The following is a 21,809-nucleotide window of genomic DNA, read 5'->3' on the forward strand; positions in this document are numbered from 1 at the left end:
TCAACGAACTTTTGTACTGCGAAAACACTTAAATTCGGTATTAAGTTTAAAAATTCGTTGCGTAAAGGTAAGTGGAATTAAGAATGAAATTTAAACTTGGTGCTCAGCTTCTTATTTAGGATAAAGCTGGTACTTAGAAGCAAGGGATGAGTAAAAGTATGATGAAAGTAGACTGAAAATTTAGACTAAGGTTTATATAGCTAGTGGCCTAATGAACTAGCTTTTGAGCAGAAAAATAATGGATTAGTTGTGGTTATTTTTAATTAGACTTATTGCTATGAGTGGCTTTGATGAATATTTTTGCTTTATTGGCCGGATATAAAAATCCCTCTCAAGTGAGGAGAGGGATTTTTAGCAATTAGAGGTGAACTAATTATTCGACGTCTACGCCATTCTCTTTAAATAGGCGACGACATGCGCGACCATCGCTGTGGAATAGGTGACAACGGTGTGCCGGGATGCCTATTTCCAATTTATCGCCAAGGTCGACAGCTAGCGTATCTGGTTGACGGAAAATAACGTCAGCATCTGCACCTTCAAGGTTCAGGTATACCTGAGTTTCGTTACCTAGTTTCTCCACAATCATCACTTCACCGTGAATGCTTGCATCTGCTTCAGAAGCGGATAGTAAGTGCTCTGGACGAATACCCAAAGACATACGGTCACCGCGGTTAACGGTTGTGCCGTCAACAGGAATCCAGAATGATACGCCGTTAGATAGCTGAACTTTTACGCGTTCTGCTTCGGCTTCTTCAATAAATACACTCATGAAGTTCATTTTTGGAGAACCGATAAAGCCTGCAACGAAGCGGTTTTGTGGGTAATGGTATAGCTCTAGTGGCTTACCAACCTGAGAAACATAACCACCATCCAAAACGACGATCTTATCTGCCATTGTCATCGCTTCTACCTGGTCGTGCGTTACGTAAATCATCGTACAACCCAACTGGCGCTGTAGTTTAGTGATTTGAGAACGCATGTTTACACGCAGTGCCGCGTCAAGGTTAGACAGAGGCTCATCCAACAGGAATACGTTTGGCTGTGAAACCAGAGTTCGACCAATCGCTACACGTTGGCGTTGACCGCCTGAAAGTGCTTTAGGTTGACGTTCAAGCAGGTGACCTAGCTGTAGGATTTCTGCTGCGTGCTCAACACGTTTGTCAATCTCAGCTTTGTCTGCTTTAGCCAGCTTAAGACCGAATGACATGTTGTCATAAAGGTTTAAGTGTGGGTATAGAGCATAAGACTGGAATACCATACCAACACCACGTTTGGATGGTTCAACGTCATTCATGCGCTCGTCACCAATATATAAATCACCTGAAGTAATGTCTTCTAGACCGGCAATACAACGTAGAAGGGTAGATTTACCACAACCTGATGGACCTACGAAAACAACGAATTCACCTTCGTTAATTTCCAGATCTACGTTTTTAGAAATCAATACGTCGCCATACGCTTTACAAACATTTTTTAACGTGACACTCGCCATGTAGCTCGTCCTCGATCAAATTTTTATTTTTCACCACTCATCATTATATGAATTATCTAGCGAGCAGTAACAGTAGGAATCGGTAAGTAAAGGTGGTTGATAAGAAAAGTAGGGTAGCACTTCAATAAATTGTCCTAAGAAGTGCTACCCGTCACAGCCAAGTACGAGTTTCTCTCCCCCACATTAATAGCGTTGTCTCCCCCGTGAAAAAATAACCACAAACAACACCAATCAATGACATTCCACTCGTATGGCAATGCAAAACCAGCCTATTTTCACCTAACTAATAGGTATAGCTGGGAAAGGGTTCTTACCATCCACTCTTGGATGGGTGCAGTTTCTAAGATTGTTCCTTTTGTCACATCCTCCTAATCGAAATAATTGTGGGGGGAGTAGACGGGGAGGAGTAAAAAAGGAGGAGTAATGAAGGAGTTGGGCGGAAATCACATTATCACACCACCTAAAGTTGAAGTGGATCACGACAAAAGCCCTTTTTGTGATTTGGGTCTCCTATGCTTGACGATATAGATCACGAAAATACGCCATAATTGATAGGGCGTAGGGATTAGGAGGATGAGACATACTGGATTATTTCAGATGATATATGTCGAAATACGGCTGAACCTCAATGGACTAGCCCTACATCAAAAATATAACAAAGGATACGAACATGAAAAAGTTAAGCGCTGTAGCACTAGGTACTCTTGTTGCTTTGGGGTCATTTGGTGCTCATGCTGCCATCGAAGAAGGACAACTAACTATCTGGATCAATGGCGACAAAGGTTACAACGGCCTTGCTGAAGTTGGTAAGAAGTTTGAAGAAGACACTGGTATTAAAGTAACAGTGGCGCACCCTGATGGCCTTCAAGATAGATTCCCACAAACAGCAGCGACTGGTGACGGTCCTGATATCGTATTCTGGGCTCACGACCGTTTTGGTGGTTACGCAGAAGCTGGTCTTTTGGCAGAAATCAAACCTTCTAAAGAAATTCAGGAAGGCATCGTTGATTTCGCATGGGATGCAGTGCGTTACGACGGCAAACTTATCGGCTACCCTGTAGCGGTTGAGTCTCTATCTCTAATCTACAACAAAGATCTTGTCCCTAACCCACCTAAGAGCTGGGAAGAAGTTGCAGAGCTTGACGCGAAACTTAAGAAAGACGGCAAATCTGCAATCATGTGGAACCTAAAAGAACCGTACTTCACTTGGCCATTAATGGCTGCTGATGGCGGTTACGCGTTCAAATACACTTCTGAAGGCTACGACGTTAAAGACGCGGGTATCGCTAAGCAAGGTGTGAAAGATTCTATGTCTTTCGTTAAAGGTCTTGTAGACAAAGGCGTAATTTCTGCAGATATGGATTACTCAGTATCTGAGTCTGCGTTTAACCAAGGTGAAACTGCGATGACTATCAACGGTCCGTGGTCTTGGGGCAACATTGAGAAGTCTGGCATCAACTACGGTGTGACTACACTACCTAAATTCCAAGGTCAGTCTTCTAAGCCATTCGTTGGTGTTCTAACAGCAGGTATCAGCACTGCGTCACCAAACAAAGACCTAGCGGTAGAATTCCTAGAAAACTACCTGCTAACTAACGACGGTCTGCGTAAAGTTAATGATGACAAGCCATTGGGCGCGGTAGCACTTAACTCATTCCAACGTGAGCTAGATTCTGATGCACGAATCGCGGCAACAATGGATAACGCAATGAACGGCGAAATCATGCCAAACATCCCTCAAATGAATGCATTCTGGGGTGCGGCTAAGAACGCAATCATCAACGTTGTTGACGGTCGTCAAACTGTAGATGCAGCGCTTGCTGATGCAGAAAAACAAATGACTAAATAATTCTGTAATACCTTTTTAAGGAGGGGGTAACTCCTCCTTACTTTTCTATACTTATTCTATATTCGCTAGCAGGTTCCCTATGCAGTCAGTTCAAGGTACAAAAGCTATGACAGCACCAGCAGCCAACCTTCCGAGCAGCAAAAAAGTGTTTATTAAATGGGCGCTTTTAGGCACAGTCGGCATTCTTAATGGTTACGCAACAATTCTTATGTATTCGCGCGGTGAGATTGCGTTTGCACTTCTTACGATTATTCTTACTGCTTTAGCACTGTACATTTTTGGTAGTAAAAAGACTTACGCTCACCGTTATATTTATCCTGGTATTGCAGGGATGATTTTGTTCATTCTTTTCCCATTGGCATATACCGTAGGTCTGGCATTTACTAACTACAGCGCGAAAAACCAGCTCTCTTTCGAGCGAGCCCAAACTGTACTTTTGGACAGGACTTATCAAAGTGGTGATAGCTATCCGTTCACGTTATACAAAACTGAACAGGGCCATCAAATTGTCATTGATAAAGATGGCGAGTTACTGGCTACGCCGACTTTCCAACTACAAGGTTTCTCTGCAACGGATTTAGATCTTGCGCCAATCCAAGAAGCGACTGGTGAGAAAGAGCAAATCAAAACCATCGTGAGTAATCGCGACGCACTAAGCAGTGTTGACCTTCATCTGCCAAGCGGTGATGACATCCGTATGAGCGGTCTGCGTAAGTTCGCAGCGGTTGTACCTTTGTACACGCTACAAGAGGATGGTGAGGCACTATTTAACAACCGTACGCAAGAAACCCTACTGCCAAACATGGAAACGGGTTACTACCAGCCGATTGATGAAAATGGTCAGTTTGTCGGCAGTACCGTATCACCGGGTTTCGTGGTTGGCATTGGTAGCCATAACTTTGAACGAGTTTGGAAAGATGACGGTATCAAAGAACCATTTATTAGCATCTTTATCTGGACGATTGTTTTCTCTGCACTAACCGTACTATTTACTCTAATCATCGGTTTGGTTCTGGCGAGTGTGGTTCAGTGGGAAGAGCTAAAAGGCCGCTCTGTTTACCGACTTCTACTTATTCTGCCTTATGCGGTTCCAGCGTTTATTTCTATCCTGATCTTTAAAGGTTTGTTTAACCAAAGCTTTGGTGAGATCAACATGCTACTTGAAGGTCTGTTTGGTATTAGCCCTGCTTGGTTCTCTGACCCATTCATGGCGAAAAGCATGATCTTGATTGTAAACACTTGGCTTGGTTTCCCTTACATGATGATTCTATGTATGGGTCTGCTTAAAGCGATTCCTGATGACCTTTATGAGGCTTCTGCTATCGATGGTGCGAACTTCGTGTCTAACTTTACGCGCATTACGTTGCCAATGATGCTTAAACCGCTGACACCGCTGTTGATTGCAAGCTTTGCGTTTAACTTCAACAACTTCGTGCTTATCCAGTTGTTAACAGGTGGTGGTCCAAACATGATTGGTACTTCAGAGCCTGCAGGTTACACAGACCTATTGGTTAGCTACACGTACCGTATCGCATTCGAAGGTGCTGGTGGTCAAGACTTCGGTCTGGCAAGTGCGGTAGCAACACTTATCTTCCTGTTGGTTGGCGCGTTGGCTCTACTAAACCTACGTGTAACTAAAGTAGCTCAAGATTAAGGAGACATTATAATGGCAATGGTACAAGGTAAGTCATTAAAGTATCGTGTTTGGGCTACTCATATTGCAATGTGGGCGTTCTTGGCACTGATCATTTTCCCTTTGCTGATGATCATCGCGATCTCATTCCGTGAAGGTAACTTTGCAACGGGTAGTCTGATTCCTGATAACCCAACATTGGATCACTGGAAACTGGCTCTAGGTTTCTCTGTGACCAACGCAGATGGTACTGTTACACCACCTCCATTCCCGGTAATGACATGGCTATGGAACTCGGTAAAAGTAGGTGGTATCTCAGCGGTTCTGATTGTAGCGCTATCGACAACGTCTGCTTACGCGTTTGCTCGTATGAAGTTTAAAGGTAAGAACACTATCCTAAAAGCGATGATGATCTTCCAAATGTTCCCTGCAGTGCTGGCTCTGGTTGCCCTTTATGCTCTGTTCGACAAGCTTGGTCAGTACATTCCGTTCCTTGGTTTGAATACTCACGGCGGTTTGATCTTCGCTTACTTGGGTGGTATCGCCCTGCACGTTTGGACGATTAAAGGTTACTTTGAAAGTATCGATTCATCTCTGGAAGAAGCGGCAGCACTGGATGGGGCGACACCATGGCAAGCATTCCGTTTGGTATTGCTTCCACTGTCAGTGCCAATTCTGGCTGTAGTATTTATCCTGTCGTTCATCATGGTAATCGGTGAAGTTCCTGTAGCGTCACTCCTACTTTCTGATGTAAACTCTTACACATTAGCAGTAGGTATGCAGCAATACCTATACCCACAAAACTACTTGTGGGGCGATTTCGCAGCTGCTGCAGTACTATCAGCAGTGCCAATCACTGCAGTATTCTTACTTGCTCAACGCTGGTTGGTTGGTGGCCTGACCGCCGGTGGTGTGAAGGGATAATCTCAACTGGTCTTTGAGATTGACAAGAATAACTAGAAAAGGGCGACCAATAGGTCGCCCTTATACTTAGCACTGATATTACACTTTTGGTTTGGCCGCCGATCAGTAATATCTTGCTTTTATTGGCGTTACGCATAGCTGGCTGTTAGCTTAGTTCCTTACGACACAATCACTAACAGTTTTTGTAACCATAACCTGAGTTCAGACTCGGGTTTTTTTATGCCTGTAAAATCAGAACTTAATGTATTTAAACAATCGTAGAATAGGGTGATTATGTTTATTGCCAATAATGAGTAAATAGATGTTGATGATGCAGGCCAAGACTATCGGCTTTGTAATGGATTACATAGAGTCTTGGAAATGGCCTGCGTAGCACTTCACATAAAAAAATATCGCGCAAAAGCGCAGGGGGAGAGGGGGAGCTAGACGGGTTAGCCGTCAAAACTCACGGCTGGAAGGCGCACATCCTACATACTGGAGCAAGGTATATAAGCTCTCTTGCTGCAGTGCGACACGACGAAAAAGGTTGGCAAAGGTTACGTCTCCACCAAAGCACGTTTGAATATAATGGTTAATTTCAGTCTCGTTGTAACCTTCGACATACATGGTTCTTACCCATTGATATTCGACCGCCTTTAAATTGGTCAGCGTTTCTTCACTTAAGGTGGTTTTTACAGTTCCCAAGATCCACACTCATTGATTTCCAAATTAGTGCAGGGATTTAAGCAAATCAAGGTGAAAGATTTATGACAAGGCAGGAGAGTGTGTGAAACAAAAGGCAGAAGCATGACATTGCTTCACACAACAATTGGGGCTGAGGTTTTAAATGCTCGTTATAGGTGGTTACTTGAGGTATTTAACGTGAGCTTCCATCTCTTCGCCGATTTCTTTACGCATGTTCATCAGCGCAATGGCGGAGCGCTCTAATGCTTTGTCCTCATCGGATTCAGGAACCCACTTAGGAATATCTGTTGGCTTGCCGTCTTCGTCTACCGCAACCATGATCACAATACAGTGAGTGGTTAGGCGGTTTTTCATTTCTTTGGGATCGCTCGCCTGTACATCAATGGCGATGTGCATCGAGGTGCGACCGGTGTAAATCACCTTTGCGCTGACTTCAACTAGGTTACCCACATGAATCGGAGCAACAAATCGAATCCCACCCGCGTAAGCGGTAATACAGTATTTGCCACTCCAGGCGGCAGAGCAGGCATAAGCAGCTAAGTCTATCCATTTCATTACTGCGCCGCCGTGGACTTTACCACCAAAATTTACGTCGCCAGGTTCTGCTAAAAAGCGAAGGGTAATATCTCTTTGACCACTGCTCATCTGTTATTCCTTTGTGAATTTGTTGTTACAACCATACCTTGAAAAAATGATCGACACCACTAGTTTTAGACGCCAAGTCAAGAGCCTACCATTTCACATAAAAAGCAGGCCCCGAGTTTGATCGCAGTGCCCGCTTTTAGTGTTTGGTAAACATCTTTATTCGCTTGGAACCATGGTCTCTTTGAATTGACTTAACTCGACTTTGATTTGAACCATTAGCTCCAGAGCATCGTCAAAATGATAACTTGATACTGCTTCAGACAGAGCGTAGTTCAGTTCTGGGTTAAGCTTTTCAAAACAGGACTGATGCTTGGAATAATAAAATTCAGACTCCAAATCGCACTCTTCTAGCAACGCTGTCAGGTGGTTCACTTTAGACTCAAACTCCTCGACGGACTTGATATCACACTCTAGCTCAGGTTCACTGGTATCAACGATAACTGATTCGGGGATTTCTTTGTGCTTAGGCATTATCGAGATACCAGAATGATCGATAGCGAGTTTAATGGTAAACCAGAAATTGCTCCCTTTATCTAGCTCACTGTCAACACCAACATGTCCGCCCATTAACTCTGCCATGTGCTTAGAGATAGTAAGTCCGAGGCCGGTACCTCCGTATTTTCTGGTCGTAGAGGCGTCTGCCTGCTGGTAGCTGTCAAACACCGAGGCCTGGTCGTGTTCAGATAAACCAATCCCCGTGTCCATGACACTAAATAGCAAGTGAATATGGTTTTCACTTCTTTGCACGACACTGACTGCGATGGTTACATCTCCGCCTTTAGTGAACTTGATGGCGTTACTCACATAGTTCAGGAGGATTTGCTTAATACGAAGTTGATCGCCAACGACCTGAGGAATGGACTGATCAACTTTAGTCATAAGATGAACATCGTTTTTTCTGGATTTGTGTTCAAAAAGGTCGTGCACATCCTGAATTGTCGCTCGGATATCGAATGGGATCTTTTCAATATCAACTTTATTTGCTTCAAGTTTAGAAAGGTCCAGAATGTCGTTAATGAGTGTCAGCAAATGCTTGCCTGACTTATCGATTTTCAACAGGTTATTTTTCTGCTCAGACGTGAGGTCTGAATTTAACAATATGTGAGATAACCCGAGAATTGAATTCATCGGCGTGCGGATTTCATGGCTGACATTTGAAATAAACTGGCTCTTGGCTAGGTTAGCTTGTTCAGCCGATAATTTTGCCTCAGTCAGTTCGGAGGTGAGCCTATCCAACTTGCCACCCATGTTGATGATCGCGTTTGCTGTTTCGTTGAGCTCTTTTAAACGGAAGCCTTCATGAGCTAAGTTAAAATCACCCTGCCCGACTCGATTGACCATACTCTGGATCTGAGTTAATGGCTTAGCAATAAATTCACTCATCTTCTTGGACGAACGCCAGATGAGGATAAAGAACAAGGTGTAGAATGCCACTAAACCGAAGATCAGAATGTAACCAATGTTTTGGTATTTTTGTTCTAGCGCACGAGAAGTCGCGTACATTTCTTTTTCACCAACAATCATCAGTAAGCGCCACTGAGTTTCTGGTATGGTCGACCACGATAGCAGTTTATTTTCACCATTCAGTTTGAGCTGCATAAGCCCATTGGTGTTCTTGAGTAAACGCATGCTCAAGTCAGCGGTGTCATCACGTTTATACAGATTAAACGCGTCAGGCTTAAAAATCTCTTTGGTGATTGCTTGCTGGTAGCTGTGCTCAGTGAGTTCTTTCAAGCCAAAATCGTGTTCGCCTTGTGGTGGCAAAGCCATAATTGTACCGTTACTACTCGCTAAAACAGCGTAGCCGCCCCAAGGAATGGCAAGATTTTGAATGCTCTCTATAATGTCACTGACTTTGATATCAAGCCCGACAACACCCTCGAGAAAACCTTGGTTGTAGACCGGCGCGATAGCCGATGCCATCCAGCCGTGGCCCGCAGGATCAATGTAAACATCTGTCCAAATTGTCTTCTGGTCAGGGTTGTTTTCAGCGTTTGCCAGGTAGTAAAAATTGTACTGAGGGATATCCATTTTAGCAGGATACTGCTCGACGGTATAAAACCACGGGTAGATTCGGTTGTAAGAATCCCAGGAATTAAAATAAATCGACGCAACTAAATCGCTGTTATTTTCGATTTGTTTCATAAGAGGATCAAGGTGAGCAAGTTTATACACCTTCTCCCAATCTTTCTCCGCGGTAAGGCCAGAGTAGAAAGAGGCGGAGCCCCCTAAATCTTGTTTAGAATACAAGACGCCATCTTTGCTAACGGCAAGATTATCTTTTTCAGAGCGGTCAATGGTGTGTTCTTCTGATAAAACACGTTCTGTCTCGTTTCGGTATACGGCTGTTAAACTTTCTATTGAGAGCAGTTTTTCTCGAATGATTGCCGCTTCTCTGTCCGATGAAATCTTCAACTCTTCATTTACTTGTGTGTAAATGTATTCCATGTTGTCGGTACTGATAAAATGGTTACTTATCAAGTAAACTGCAATAAGAACCGATTCCACCAGAATAAGTGGAATGATCCCTGTTTTGACCATTGAACGCCACACCCACGATTGCGTGGTGATTTTCTTTTCTTTCATGCTTGTCCCAGAAACGGCTATAAGTACTTGTCTTATCTAGTTAGTATATTCTTGAGCAATAGCATCGAGTTCATCTGTAATTTCAGCGAAGGCATCGATGATAGTAGGGTCAAATTGAGTGCCTTTGCCTGACAAAATGATGTTTACTGCATCTGAATGAGTAAAAGCTGGCTTATAAACTCGCTTGCTGATCAGCGCATCATAGACGTCGGCTATCGCCATGAGTCTGGCTGACAACGGAATTTGCTCTCCAACAAGACCTAATGGGTATCCTTTACCATCCCAGCGCTCATGATGGGAGTAGGCGATCTCTTTTGCGACAGTCAAAAATTTCATTGGCTGATCGCTTACTTTCTCTGCGTTTTTAATCGCTTCATAACCGATGGTGGTGTGAGTTTTCATCACCTGAAACTCATCGTGTGTTAGCGGCCCTTCTTTCAACAAGATAGTGTCTGGAATACCTATTTTTCCGATGTCGTGAAGTGGGGCTGATTTATATAATAAATCAATAAACTCATCGTTTAGTTCTGATACATAACGCGTGCTTTTTCGCAATTGTTCGGCTAACCGTTTTATGTAGGCTTGGGTCCGTTTGATGTGGTTACCCGTTTCGTTATCGCGGGTTTCAGCCAACGATACCATGGCATAAAAGGCAACATCTTGAATTGCGTGAAGCTGTTCTTTTTGGCGCAAAGCTTCGTTGGTTCGTCTTTCAACCTCTTGCTCAAGTATTTGATTCTTACCTTTTAAGGTATCAGAAGCCATTTTGAGCGTCACATGAGTGCTAACGCGTGCTTTCACGATCTCTGGGTTAATTGGTTTGGTTATGTAGTCAACGGCACCCAATTTTAGCCCTTTTTGTTCATCGACTCTTTCAGCTTTCGCTGTGAGGAATATGATGGGGATATCACTGGTTGTTGGGTTTGATTTTAGTTTCTCACATACCTGATAACCGTCTATTTCCGGCATCATGATGTCGAGCAAGATCAAATCGGGGTTAGCGGTTTCTGCAAGCATGAGTCCACGCTCTCCGCTATTCGCCCCCTTTACTTTGTAATCATCTTTAAGTAATTGGTACATCAGCGTAAGGTTCTCGGGGATATCGTCGATAACCAATACAGTCGGCTTGGATGAAGAAAAATCGAACATCCTTTCTCCTTTTGGCAGCAATACGGAAAATTGCGATTTAGTGCTTAATATTTGTGTCAATAATCACTTAATGATTTTGCACTATTATTATTTATATTAGTTGAATCTAAAGTATCACAAGTCGTTGTTACATATAGTGATGGCCTTCAACTTATAGTGATCTCCATTCCAAATTTTATTGATTTTTCTGATATGAATTCGGCGTCCAATGCTGCGGCTGAAGACCATTTGCGTATAGGTTATCGACTTCATAAATAGTCATATTTGAAATGTATAAAAGATAACTTTTATACTCTCGTTTAGACACGTTACTTAAAGCACTTTGTCACTGAAATACGTCACATTTTTGTTTTGCGTGCTTGCATTTAGGTGTCTAACAAATGCCGTTTATTTTCGACTTTTTCAGTTGGTTTTGAACGCATTCGAGATGTTTTCATTTATTAAGACTTATACTTATGGCTAATAAGTAGTTGTTAATTGATCCATACCTTTCACCTATTTAGGTTGTGTAAAGATAAAGGAACATTCAATGAGTAAAGATAATGGTGGTATTCCTAAACACAGCGGAAAAGCCAACCCTATAGATACCGATTATCAAGTCGGTCAGGACAACGTTGTGTTATCCGTTGGACCTTTTGGTTTAGATATTCATAACCGAGTGTTTGCGGTCTCTGGGTTAGCAATTGTGATATTCGTATTCGCTACGTTAATTTTCAGGGAACAAGTAGAGCCGATTTTTGTCCATATGCGATCCTGGCTAACCTCCAGCCTTGATTGGTTTTTCATCCTTTCCGGTAACATATTTGTTTTAGTTTGTATTGGATTGGCCATCTCTCCACTGGGTAAAGTTAGGATAGGGGGGACGGAGGCTTTGCCTGACTATAGTTACGCTGGCTGGCTGGCAATGCTGTTTGCCGCTGGTATGGGTATCGGGCTGGTATTTTTTGGCGTATCGGAGCCAATGTCTCACTTCAGTTCTTCGCTCGCAGGACCTGTGCTAGAAAATGGAGTTCGGACAGATTGGGCACCTCTCGGCGGCGCTTTAGGTGATATCGAAGCGGCTCAGTCATTGGGTATGGCCGCAACGATTTATCACTGGGCTTTGCATCCATGGGCCATTTACGCTTTGCTGGCATTGGGTCTCGCCATATTCTCGTATAACAAAGGTCTACCACTGACGATGCGTTCGGTTTTTTACCCGGTTTTCGGTGAACGTATTTGGGGGTGGCCAGGGCACATTATTGATATTCTGGCGGTAGTAGCGACAGTATTTGGTCTTGCAACTTCGTTGGGTTATGGTGCTTCTCAAGCAGCAACTGGTTTGAATTTTCTGTTTGGTGTACCGCTAACAGACACGACACAAATTGTCCTGATTATTGTCATCACCGCATTTGCGTTGATATCCGTACTTGCGGGATTGGACGGTGGTGTTAAACGCCTTTCCGAGATTAACATGGTATTGGCTGCATTATTGCTGTTCTTTATTGTTATTGTCGGGCCAACCTTGTTTATTTTGACTGGCTTTTTCGACAACATTTTGTCGTATATGGAAAACTTCCCAGCATTGTCGATGCCATTCAATCGCGAAGACGTTAACTACTCTCAAGGTTGGACTTCATTCTACTGGGCTTGGTGGATTTCATGGTCGCCATTTGTTGGTATGTTTATCGCACGTGTATCGCGCGGACGTACCGTTCGTGAATTTATTTTCTGCGTACTCATTGTCCCTTCAACAGTCTGTGTTTTCTGGATGACGGCCTTTGGTGGAACAGCAATTAGCCAGTTTGTAAATGATGGTTATGAAGCCGTTAAAGATGCCGAACTTCCGTTGAAGTTGTTTGAGATGTTGGAAGTTATGCCTTTATCAAGCATTACTTCTTTTGTTGGTATCATTCTGGTTGTGGTGTTCTTCATTACATCATCGGACTCGGGTTCGTTGGTTATCGACACTATTGCAGCTGGTGGTAAAGTCGATGCACCGACACCACAGCGCGTATTTTGGTGTACGTTTGAAGGCTTAGTGGCGATTGCATTATTGTTGGGAGGAGGACTAGCCGCTGCGCAAGCGATGGCTGTGACGACAGGTTTTCCATTTACAATCGTGTTATTAATCGCCACATTCTCTCTGATATTAGGATTAATGAATGAGCCAAGAGCCCAAAAGTAAGGGCACATTCATCCATTAAGCAAGGGGCGTATCCGTTAGGGTACGCCCCTTTTCGTTACTAAGAGGCCATTTAATCAGGCCATCATCAAATTACTTCTGTCTGTTTTTCAATCACTTAATGTTGATCTAAGTCACACATATTGAATTTTTGCATTATTAATAAATGTGTTACTAATTCATTGTTATGAATATTAGTAACTTAGAGGAAGTCTCATCATTGAGTCATGAGTTAAAATAATCACCTTTCTGTGTAAGGTTTCTGTCATATATGGAATTAATGGAACTGATGTCACATTTATTGTTTATTTGAATAATAATTCAAAAATAGTGACTTATTGTTTGAATGTTGTTCACTTGAATAAAAAGGAGCGGTTTCATATCTTGCTGAGCTCATTATCAAGTTAACGAATTAGGCTTAGAGTTTGTTCCGCTGTTTTCTTATTGTTTTTAGCCTCTTAGTTGGGGTTGGCTGTGCTAACGCACAGTCTTCAGATCGTTTTATCTATGTTTTTGGAACAGGAGAAACGATAGATAAGGCTGTAATTGATGCAAAAAAACAATTAGCACTGAATATTTATAGCAAAATAGAAGTTCGTGAAAAGAGTCTGTTCACCAAAATCGACAACCAAGTTTCGAGTTCATTTGAGCAAGAATCTTCACTTCGTTCACTTCCAATAGAAATTTCAAACCTCGAACTGGTTACCTCTGAGTGCCAGAACAACCTGTGTGAATACCGTTTTAAAATTGATCGCCTGGCCTGGTCGGAAAAACTCACCCGCGAGTTAAACAATAGCTTTGAACTAGCTGAACTAAAGCTAGAGAATTTGGGTAATCGTTGGGTTGATTTCAAAAGATATTCACAGGCAAACGATATCGTTGCGAAAAGTAACATAGATATGAAGCTTTTGAGCTCTCTTAGTTCGAAAGATGCGAAGGACTTAAGCTCACGGCATTACCGTGTTCAGCAACAATTAGAACGCTCTGCGCACCAATTTTCGATCTCATTCCGCTCTTCATCAGACGCATTTGCTGGCCAATTACTGAGTTTACTTTCGAACAACGCCATTTCTAGTCCTCACGGCGCAATTTCAATTTTCATAAAGACTTCCGCTCGAAATGGCAGAGTTGGTAGCAATTTTGTTGTACGACAAAACGTACAGCTAAAAATCTTTGATGCAGCAGCACCCGGAGTGATGGTTGCTCAAAAATTGGTGACTGAATTAGGTGAGTCACCAAAAAGCTTGGCAGCAGCAACGAATGACGCTAGGCAAAAACTAATTAAAAAACTAACAAGTGAGTCTATCTATTCAATTTTTGATTGAATGAATTAACACGATTAAAGGATAAAAAATGTTTAAGAAAACAGCAGTGGCTACTCTATTCGTTTCTGTACTTGCAGGATGTTCTTCAATTCCAGGTATGGAATCAGCAACCGTAGACCGTAACGAAATGAGCACTCAACTAACAAAAACGTGTGCTGAGTTAGGTTCTGACTATACCCCAGTCTCTGTTGCAGTGGATCAAGTGTCAAAAATCATGGTGTCAATTCAAGAGCGCCAATGTTCTGTTTTCCAAGACTACCGTACGCTTGCAGATAAACACGCTGATGTTGCAGGTTTCCTAGCAATTAATGCAGACAAATCTGATGAAGACTTGCTAGTTGCAATGAATGCGTTTGATGAAGGCAAACCTGCGAACAAAAAGATCCGTCCGCAGGTTGAAGCTTACAAATCAGCATCAGACTCAATCTTTGATAAAAACGTTGAACTAGCTAAAGATATTGCGATTGAGACAGGTAAGATCGCTTACATTGCATCTCAAAATGCTACCGTTCTTGGTCAAGAAACAGCTCTAGCAAGCCTAAAGAACGCATTGTCTTTTGCGTCAAGCTCATCTGAAGATGAAAACGCTGAGAAAGAAGTTGTACCAGTGGTGGAAGCATACAACGAACTAAAAGCGCGTTCAGTACTGGCTTACGACGCTAACGAAATGATTTCTCTGGATCAAAATACAATCGATCAACTAGAGAACTTGGACAACGTTGTCGCGGAGCAAGTGAAGTCATAATGAAATATTCAAAGATCGCAACGTTGGTCGCTGCTGGTCTTGTGCTTGCTGGGTGTAATAGTACACCCAGTCAGCAGACTTACGCAGTAGAAAGCAACGCTGGCAACTCGTCACTCATTATTGGTAAATCCGCTTTTGATTTTGAAGACAGCGATATTGAAGTGCCAGCGTACTTTAATACCCAAGGGCTTCAGTTTTGTTCTTATGAAGCCAACGAAAAGGATACTCGTTGTCCTCTAGCCAAAAAGACCATTCGCCTTTACTTCGGTGATGTGAAAACGGATGTGAGTGAAAGCTTGCAAGGAAAGTCTGCGGATGTATTTAACTCTATGCACAGCAGCATTGGCCAGTTTGAAACCAAAGCACTTGAAAATACCCTCGAAACTCAGTTTGCAGGTGTAAACCGTTTTCGCATCCTTACCCGTGATACCAAGTCAGTAAACGCGGCGTTAGAAGAAATTCTAGCGGATGAGGGGGCGGCCAATGTTGCGCAAAAGATGAGTAGTCGTGAAAAGCTTTCTACCGATTACATCATGAAAGTGGATGTACTTAAAACCGGTGACATGCTGTTTGGCTCGACGCAATCTCTGTTCCAAACCTCAATGGAAATGACGACAGGCGTTATCGACCCGTATACGCGTGAAAAACTGAGCTACCCAAACATCGGTAAAATTCGTGTTTCGAACTTTGATGTGCGTGACAAGAAGAGTTTTACCACCGTTATTGCCAACGGGGACTACTACCGCGGCTTTAACTACACCAGCAGTAAAGATGTTGACTCTGTCATGAATGAAATGGCATCTCGTGGATTCGATATCATGCTGACCCGTCTATTGAAAGAAATGCCAGCAACCGCTCAGGTTCAGGGTATCAAAGGCGATCGAATCTCACTTGACCGTGGCCAAAATGCGGGTGTTTTACCGAATGAAACCATGGTGGTCTTTGAGTACAGCGCAGGGTTCGTAGAGCCGATTGGTGTTGCGACAGTCAACCCAAGCCAACAAAGCGCACAGGGAAAAATTGTGCGTTGGAAAGACAGCGACCTCGCTGATCAAGTACGTGATGAGGCTGAAAATGGTATCTATCGTCCGGATCGTCAGCGTCGAATTTTTGCGGTTAGTGTCGGCGTCCCAATGGAATTCATGAAGGAACGCAGTACATGGGCACAAGAAGGCTAAGAACTGCTCTAGTCTTAGGTGGTTTGTTTTCCGCTACTCAAGTTAACGCTCTAGAACTTGATAAGAGCCAGTCGGCACTGGCTCTGATTGAGCAAGGTTGCGCCTATGGTCGTGGCTCGCTGGCTATTGAAGCGGCCAAAGCGGATGCACTTAACAATCTGCGTTTTTTCCTGAACGGTCAAGTTAGCATGTCGTTGTCAACAGATGATACCGAATTGCTAAACGATCAATTTAATCAGGCTACGCGCGACATGTTGGTTGAGGGTATTGATCAAGGTTTGATTAGTGCTGATTTCAGCCAGCCAGAGCTATTGGGGGACGATACTTGTGTTACCGCACGTGTAACCCCTCCGAAGAAAGATCCATCTTTGAACGAAGATGACATCTCTTGGGATTCTGAGCCAACGGTTTCTGTGGTGGTTGTCGGAGAAGGCATTGCAAGCAAAGCTCGCGGTTTAAGCGCACGTGAAGTAGCGGAGCAAGATGCGTTTCGCAGGGCTATTAGTCAGGTACTTGGAGTCATGGTTAAGTCCGGCTATTTGCAGCAGTCTTACTCCCGCATGTCGGCGAACTCAACAAGTGATGACTTCGACCTCCACGATGTAGCGGTGCAGTCGCTTTCGATGCAGTCACAAGGCATGATTACTGGATGGAGTGAAATCTCCAGTCAGACGAAGCCTAATGGTGTATTCACTATCACTTTAGATGTCTCTGTTGAGCGTCAGAAAGTGCAAGCGAAAATTGCTCAACTGATTAAGAGCTTAGGCCAGCCAGCTGTTTACGTAGATGCTAACCTTCCCGTAGTACGCTCTACTTTTTCTACCTCATTGGCAAATATGGGATTTGACCTTTCATCTGCGCCCGAGTTGGCAACGGTCATCCTCAAAGTGAATGAGACCAAGAAAGTGACACCTTCTGGTTTACAGTTGGCGTTGTCAGCGCAAATGCAGGATCGGAGTGGGAATTTATACGGGGAGTGGCATAACGACCCAACCTTGATGACCCTGCCAAACAAAGAAGGCATGCTCAATGAGCTCGCTTCTGTTCACCTGGCTGTTGAGAAAAACAAAACTGCTTTAACACAGGCTTTGCACGGTGCTGTTCAAAAAATGGCGATGCGTGGTGGTCCGGTTCGAGAACTTATCTTCACGCCAGCGGCGGCAGGAAAACAAGGGCAACTTTTCACGCTTATCAGCGCCATTAACGGCGTGTCGGATATCAAGATTGAAAGCCGCTCTGGCAGAGTTGTCGTCAAGCTTCGCTCTCTCAATAACGCCAATGATCTCGCGCAGTATATCGAACCAACCTTGCGCATCCATCAGCCCAATTACCCGTCAAAATTACGTGTCTTAAACGATTATCAAATTAACGTACTTTAGGACATTTAAAGGATTATTATGTTTAAAAAATCACTCCTTTCATTGGTACTTGCGAGTGCCTTTAGTACTGCACACGCAAGTGCAGATTTTGATCTTAATGATCTCGTCCCTGCAACGAATACTGCTGAAACACAGGCTGTGAATACTGATAGTGTCAAAGAGGTTGGAGACGTAGTCGTTGCGGCTGACCCTAAAGCAGCAGTGCTTGTTGCTCACCAAAGCTTGATTGAAGAAGAAGGCGATGGCGTCAAAATGATCGCTGTTGGCTCTGGCATTGGTATTCTGTCTACAGGCTCTGGCAGCTACGAAACGTACGAAAACCGTAATGCAACGCTACTTTCTAAACGCGCGGCGTACATGAAAGCGTTCCAAATTGCTAAAAAGCAACTGGTTGAAAACATGGAAGGCATGAGCAATATGTGTGCGACTGCCATCAACGAAACCATGGATATTATTGATACCGCAACAGAAAGCGCTGCGAATACAACAAGTATGATGAGTGATAACTGTGCTGAGTCAGTAAAGGGTGCGCTGGCTGGTTACGTAACTTTTGATGTCTTTGATGACCCAAGTGAGAACCTGGTTCGCGTTAGCTTAATTTCTACACCAAAAACTCGTGAACAAACCAAACGTAAAGTTGGTGCTATCACGCAAACTACTGAGCCAAACATCATCTTCAAACAGATTATTGCAGAGCTCCAATCCGGTGTTTTACCTCCAGTTGGCGCGAAAGTCATTACCAATGCAGAAACGGGAGAGTCTTTTGTTCTGGGTTTTGGCTCTTCAATTATTCGCGATAACAAGAACAATGCCGTAAAACGCAAGTTGCTTAATATGTCTAAATCTCAGGCACAGGCTAAAGCACGTAATGGTTTGATCGCCGTAATGCAAGGTGAACAAGTTTTCTGGGAAGGTGGCTTCACAGAGAATCAGCTAGAGAAAAATGAACAGTTCGAATACGAACCAGATAGCATCAATCCAGCAGATGCGAAAGTGTTGGCAGAAAACAAGCACACTTTCCTAAACAACATGAAGAGTGCGGATTCATACAAGTCGTTTGCTTCGGGTAAAGTGCCTGCAGGCGTTTCTGTGAAAACCTTTAAGAGCCATGATGGCGACTGGATGCTAGCGGTAGCGGTTTACGCACCTTCTTTGGAAGCGGCAGCAAAACAAGCGGCAGCAGAAAACAAACAGCGTGTGCGAGAAGGCCAGACAGTAGGCACAAACCATAAGATCTCTACGACAGGTGGTTTGACTGATGGTGGCAACAATACTCAAGGCCCATCAGGCCAAGTGAGTAATGCGAATGATCTGTAACCACAGATACGCGTTAATGCTGGCGGGCTGTATATGCCTGCCAGCCTTTGCTTCAGAACCACAAACCTGGTCATTTAATGGCACAGATTATCTCGTAAGTGATCGTGATGCTGAAATTTCGGTTGTGGTGTCACGAGAGCACGCACTGACAACCAAGCAAATGAAATCGCTCTGTCGTAAAGGCTTAGGGCTGAGTTTGAGAAAGCAATATGAAGACAAGCTGGTTCAAGGAGAATGGATTAGCGAACGGCTTGATACTTGGCCGTTTGCGAACCTGACCTATGAGTTAACCAGTATACAGTTCTCATCGCTGGAGAAAGATCAGGCTTCATGCTCTGCGGTTATTAATGATACTGGGTATAAAACCAACCTTCAAACGACTGCGCTGAACTACGCCATTGCGTATTACCAGACCGAGCAATTTGCGAAAATAAAGCCCATTCTGCCGTTGTTAATGAAGGACTCCAGCGTCGCTATGGACGCGGCAGGGATCGTTAGCTTGCTGCTGGCTCAGTCAGACACCGATAAGGCGGATAGCTACTATCAACAGTATGTAGATAAGCATCTTATTACGCGAAATGAAGTAAAAATCTGGCTTGCTCAATGGAAGTATGACCAAGGTAATCTTGAAGAGAGCCAGTTGCTGGCGAGGTCTTGCAGCAGTAAGCAATGTGAGCGTTTAGTGCTGGATATCGAAGAAACTCTATTTGAGCAACAAGCGGAAAGCGCAGGGGATCTCTCCTCTTACTTTTGATGAGAAAGATGACGGTAGCAAGAATGATGAAACTAAAATATTGCGCACTGACAATACTATTGAACCTAACTGTCACGATGCCAAGTCACGCCAACGACCCGTTCGCGGAACTCGACCAAGAGATAGAGCAGCTTACTGTTGACGACACGGCCGAGTTTGAGCAATGGTACGCAGCGCACATCAAAGAATTCAACCAGTGGCAACAAGCGTATTTAGCAGACTGGGACAGCAAACAAAAAGCATCCATTGAAAAATGGAGTGACAATAAAATCTCCTCACCAGAAGTTATTGTCGTTTACGACAAGAAACACGATGCGCGGACGGTTGTCGATTTGGAGAAAGGCGAAGTCACAGTAAGTTACCTGCCAAAGGATGAAACTGAAGACAAAACAGGGAAGACTCAAGACAAAACAGGGAAGACTCAAGACGCCGACGTTGTTAATGCTGTGATCAAGAACAATGCCCAACTATGGGGAGAGGTTGGTGTACCGCAGCCTGCTGAAGCAAAGCCGACAACGGTTATTGTTGAAGAGGTGAAAGTTCAGGAAAAAACATTCGACCAAGTGAAGCAAGAAATTGAAGAACAGACAGAGCGCCAAATGAGTCAGTTAGACATGTTTGTCGCTCAAGGTTCTTCAGTTTTAAGTGAACAAAAGGCTGAACAACTTGTGTCTGAGCAAAAAAATGAGATGAATAAGCAAAAAGAAAAACGCATCGTAAAGATGAAACAAGTGCTTATTCAGCAGGAGCAAAAACTGAAAAAGGCACCGCGCAAAGTGGTGGCTTATACAGTGAAAATCCCGAAGTCATCTCTCTCTGACCGAGCAAACAAATATTTACCTGCAATAAAGGAAGAGGCGGAAAAACGTCAGTTAGCACCGGCTTTAGTGCTTGCGATCATGCATGAAGAATCTCACTTTAATCCAAAGGCGAAATCTCACGTACCAGCGTATGGGTTGATGCAAATTGTCCCAACTACAGCTGGGCATGATGTAAACAAGCTTTATCGTGGTAAAGACAAGCCAATGCGTGAAAATGATCTCTATGATCCAGCGGTCAATATTGAAACGGGCAGTGCCTATCTGAAGATTTTACAAAGCCGATACTTGAAAGGGATCAAAGACCCTAAAAGCGCAACGTACAGCATTATTGCAGCTTACAACACAGGTTCTGGCAACGTTGCTAAAGCGTTTGGAGAGCGACGTGTATCCCGAGCAATAAAAAAGATTAATAGCATGAGTTCTGATGAAGTATATCAGCAACTAATCAAAAACTTACCTTACCAAGAGACGCGCAATTACCTTAAGAAGGTGAACGATAGAATGCAAACTTATCAAGCGCAGTCAAACTCAGTCATTTAAAAGGAATGGGGATGAAACATCATATTCTTACCGCGGCAATCGGTGCTTTGGTTTTATCGGGGTGTGCAAGTCAAAGTGCGCAAGTAGAAACAGCAAAAATTGAAACGAGCACAGCAAACAATGTACCTAGCTGGGTTCTAAATCCGGCTTCGGCAAATGGTTTTGCGGCGTCAAACTGTGTGCAGTCATCAGGTAATTTTTCTATCGACCGTAATCACGCGGTTTCTTTAGCACGTAATACACTCGCACAAAACTTAGATATCAAAGTGAGTGTGCTGGAGAAAAGCTATCAAAAGATCAGCAGCTCTGTAGACGGACAATCTGCGGGCACTTCTTTTGAACAGATCGCGAAACAGGTCTCGAATACTTCAATCCATCATAGTGAAGTAGAGCAGATCTCACTGGTTGAAATTGACGGTGCGAAGCAGGTATGTGCTTTGGTTGTCATGCCAGAAGTGGAATCAGAAAAACTGTTTAATAGTGCGTTAACAGTGTCATCTATCGATCCAACCGATAAGGCGTCTCTTTATAAAGAGTTTGTTAGCCAAAAGACCACGAAACAATTAGAAGAGCAGGCAGAAGCGCTGTAAGTTGTTTGTGGCCTATTAAGAAAGCGAGCGTGGG

General features: G+C 43.6%; 17 protein-coding genes. 12 read left to right on the forward strand and 5 right to left on the reverse strand.

The features are described from left to right. Nucleotides 1–373: 373 nt before the first annotated feature. Nucleotides 374–1,492 (reverse strand): maltose/maltodextrin ABC transporter ATP-binding protein MalK, encoded by a 1,119-nt coding sequence (gene malK, locus VER99_RS19875; protein ID WP_014234865.1) that lies wholly within the window; start codon nucleotides 1,490–1,492, stop codon nucleotides 374–376. Between the two features lie 670 nt (nucleotides 1,493–2,162). Between malK and malE the strand changes: the two genes are divergently transcribed. The 3 genes from malE to malG all read left to right on the forward strand — a co-directional run bounded on the left by malE (nucleotide 2,163) and on the right by malG (nucleotide 5,898). Beyond that, the gene (gene malE, locus VER99_RS19880) at nucleotides 2,163–3,341 is read left to right on the forward strand and encodes a maltose/maltodextrin ABC transporter substrate-binding protein MalE (protein ID WP_014234864.1); all 1,179 of its coding nucleotides are present in this window, start codon (nucleotides 2,163–2,165) and stop codon (nucleotides 3,339–3,341) included. 79 nt (nucleotides 3,342–3,420) lie between these two features. After that, complete coding sequence (gene malF / locus VER99_RS19885; RefSeq protein ID WP_020335420.1) at nucleotides 3,421–4,995, forward strand: maltose ABC transporter permease MalF; 1,575 nt, start codon at nucleotides 3,421–3,423, stop codon at nucleotides 4,993–4,995. Between the two features lie 12 nt (nucleotides 4,996–5,007). Continuing rightward, entirely contained in the window at nucleotides 5,008–5,898 is an 891-nt protein-coding gene (malG, locus tag VER99_RS19890) for a maltose ABC transporter permease MalG (protein WP_014234862.1), read from the forward strand. Between the two features lie 438 nt (nucleotides 5,899–6,336). On the opposite strand, the gene VER99_RS19895 is transcribed toward malG, so the two are convergent. The 4 genes from VER99_RS19895 to VER99_RS19910 form a co-directional block, all read right to left on the reverse strand. Further along, the gene (locus VER99_RS19895; RefSeq protein ID WP_031779247.1) at nucleotides 6,337–6,582 is read right to left on the reverse strand and encodes a hypothetical protein; all 246 of its coding nucleotides are present in this window, start codon (nucleotides 6,580–6,582) and stop codon (nucleotides 6,337–6,339) included. Nucleotides 6,583–6,741: 159 nt separating this feature from the next. Then, nucleotides 6,742–7,227 (reverse strand): acyl-CoA thioesterase, encoded by a 486-nt coding sequence (locus tag VER99_RS19900; RefSeq protein ID WP_014234860.1) that lies wholly within the window; start codon nucleotides 7,225–7,227, stop codon nucleotides 6,742–6,744. A gap of 156 nt (nucleotides 7,228–7,383) precedes the next feature. Next, nucleotides 7,384–9,813, reverse strand: a complete 2,430-nt coding sequence (locus tag VER99_RS19905) for an ATP-binding protein (RefSeq protein WP_020335419.1) — start codon at nucleotides 9,811–9,813, stop codon at nucleotides 7,384–7,386. A gap of 36 nt (nucleotides 9,814–9,849) precedes the next feature. Then, nucleotides 9,850–10,962: a response regulator gene (locus VER99_RS19910; RefSeq protein WP_020335418.1), complete on the reverse strand. Its 1,113-nt coding sequence runs from the start codon at nucleotides 10,960–10,962 to the stop codon at nucleotides 9,850–9,852. 529 nt (nucleotides 10,963–11,491) lie between these two features. Here VER99_RS19910 and VER99_RS19915 point away from each other — a divergent pair. From VER99_RS19915 to VER99_RS19955, 9 genes are all read left to right on the forward strand, one after another. After that, complete coding sequence (locus tag VER99_RS19915) at nucleotides 11,492–13,129, forward strand: BCCT family transporter (protein WP_014234857.1); 1,638 nt, start codon at nucleotides 11,492–11,494, stop codon at nucleotides 13,127–13,129. Nucleotides 13,130–13,551: 422 nt separating this feature from the next. Next, nucleotides 13,552–14,451, forward strand: coding sequence for a hypothetical protein (locus VER99_RS19920; protein ID WP_020335417.1), 900 nt, complete (start codon nucleotides 13,552–13,554; stop codon nucleotides 14,449–14,451). A 28-nt stretch (nucleotides 14,452–14,479) separates the two neighbouring features. Continuing rightward, complete coding sequence (locus tag VER99_RS19925) at nucleotides 14,480–15,196, forward strand: hypothetical protein (RefSeq protein WP_020335416.1); 717 nt, start codon at nucleotides 14,480–14,482, stop codon at nucleotides 15,194–15,196. Beyond that, nucleotides 15,196–16,374, forward strand: coding sequence for a hypothetical protein (locus VER99_RS19930; protein WP_020335415.1), 1,179 nt, complete (start codon nucleotides 15,196–15,198; stop codon nucleotides 16,372–16,374). Before VER99_RS19925 ends, VER99_RS19930 begins: the two co-directional genes overlap by 1 nt. Next, nucleotides 16,356–17,753 (forward strand): hypothetical protein, encoded by a 1,398-nt coding sequence (locus VER99_RS19935; protein WP_020335413.1) that lies wholly within the window; start codon nucleotides 16,356–16,358, stop codon nucleotides 17,751–17,753. Before VER99_RS19930 ends, VER99_RS19935 begins: the two co-directional genes overlap by 19 nt. Nucleotides 17,754–17,771: 18 nt before the next feature. Next, nucleotides 17,772–19,070, forward strand: a complete 1,299-nt coding sequence (locus tag VER99_RS19940; RefSeq protein WP_020335411.1) for a hypothetical protein — start codon at nucleotides 17,772–17,774, stop codon at nucleotides 19,068–19,070. Next, nucleotides 19,060–19,824, forward strand: a complete 765-nt coding sequence (locus VER99_RS19945) for a hypothetical protein (RefSeq protein WP_020335410.1) — start codon at nucleotides 19,060–19,062, stop codon at nucleotides 19,822–19,824. The genes VER99_RS19940 and VER99_RS19945 overlap by 11 nt, the downstream gene beginning before the upstream one ends. 23 nt (nucleotides 19,825–19,847) lie before the next feature. After that, nucleotides 19,848–21,185 (forward strand): transglycosylase SLT domain-containing protein, encoded by a 1,338-nt coding sequence (locus VER99_RS19950; protein WP_020335409.1) that lies wholly within the window; start codon nucleotides 19,848–19,850, stop codon nucleotides 21,183–21,185. An 11-nt stretch (nucleotides 21,186–21,196) separates the two neighbouring features. Beyond that, on the forward strand, nucleotides 21,197–21,775 hold the full coding sequence (locus VER99_RS19955) for a hypothetical protein (RefSeq protein WP_020335408.1): 579 nt from the start codon (nucleotides 21,197–21,199) through the stop codon (nucleotides 21,773–21,775). Nucleotides 21,776–21,809 lie beyond the last annotated feature (34 nt).

This window comes from Vibrio natriegens NBRC 15636 = ATCC 14048 = DSM 759, from assembly GCF_035621455.1.
In the GTDB taxonomy this organism is placed as follows: domain Bacteria; phylum Pseudomonadota; class Gammaproteobacteria; order Enterobacterales; family Vibrionaceae; genus Vibrio; species Vibrio natriegens.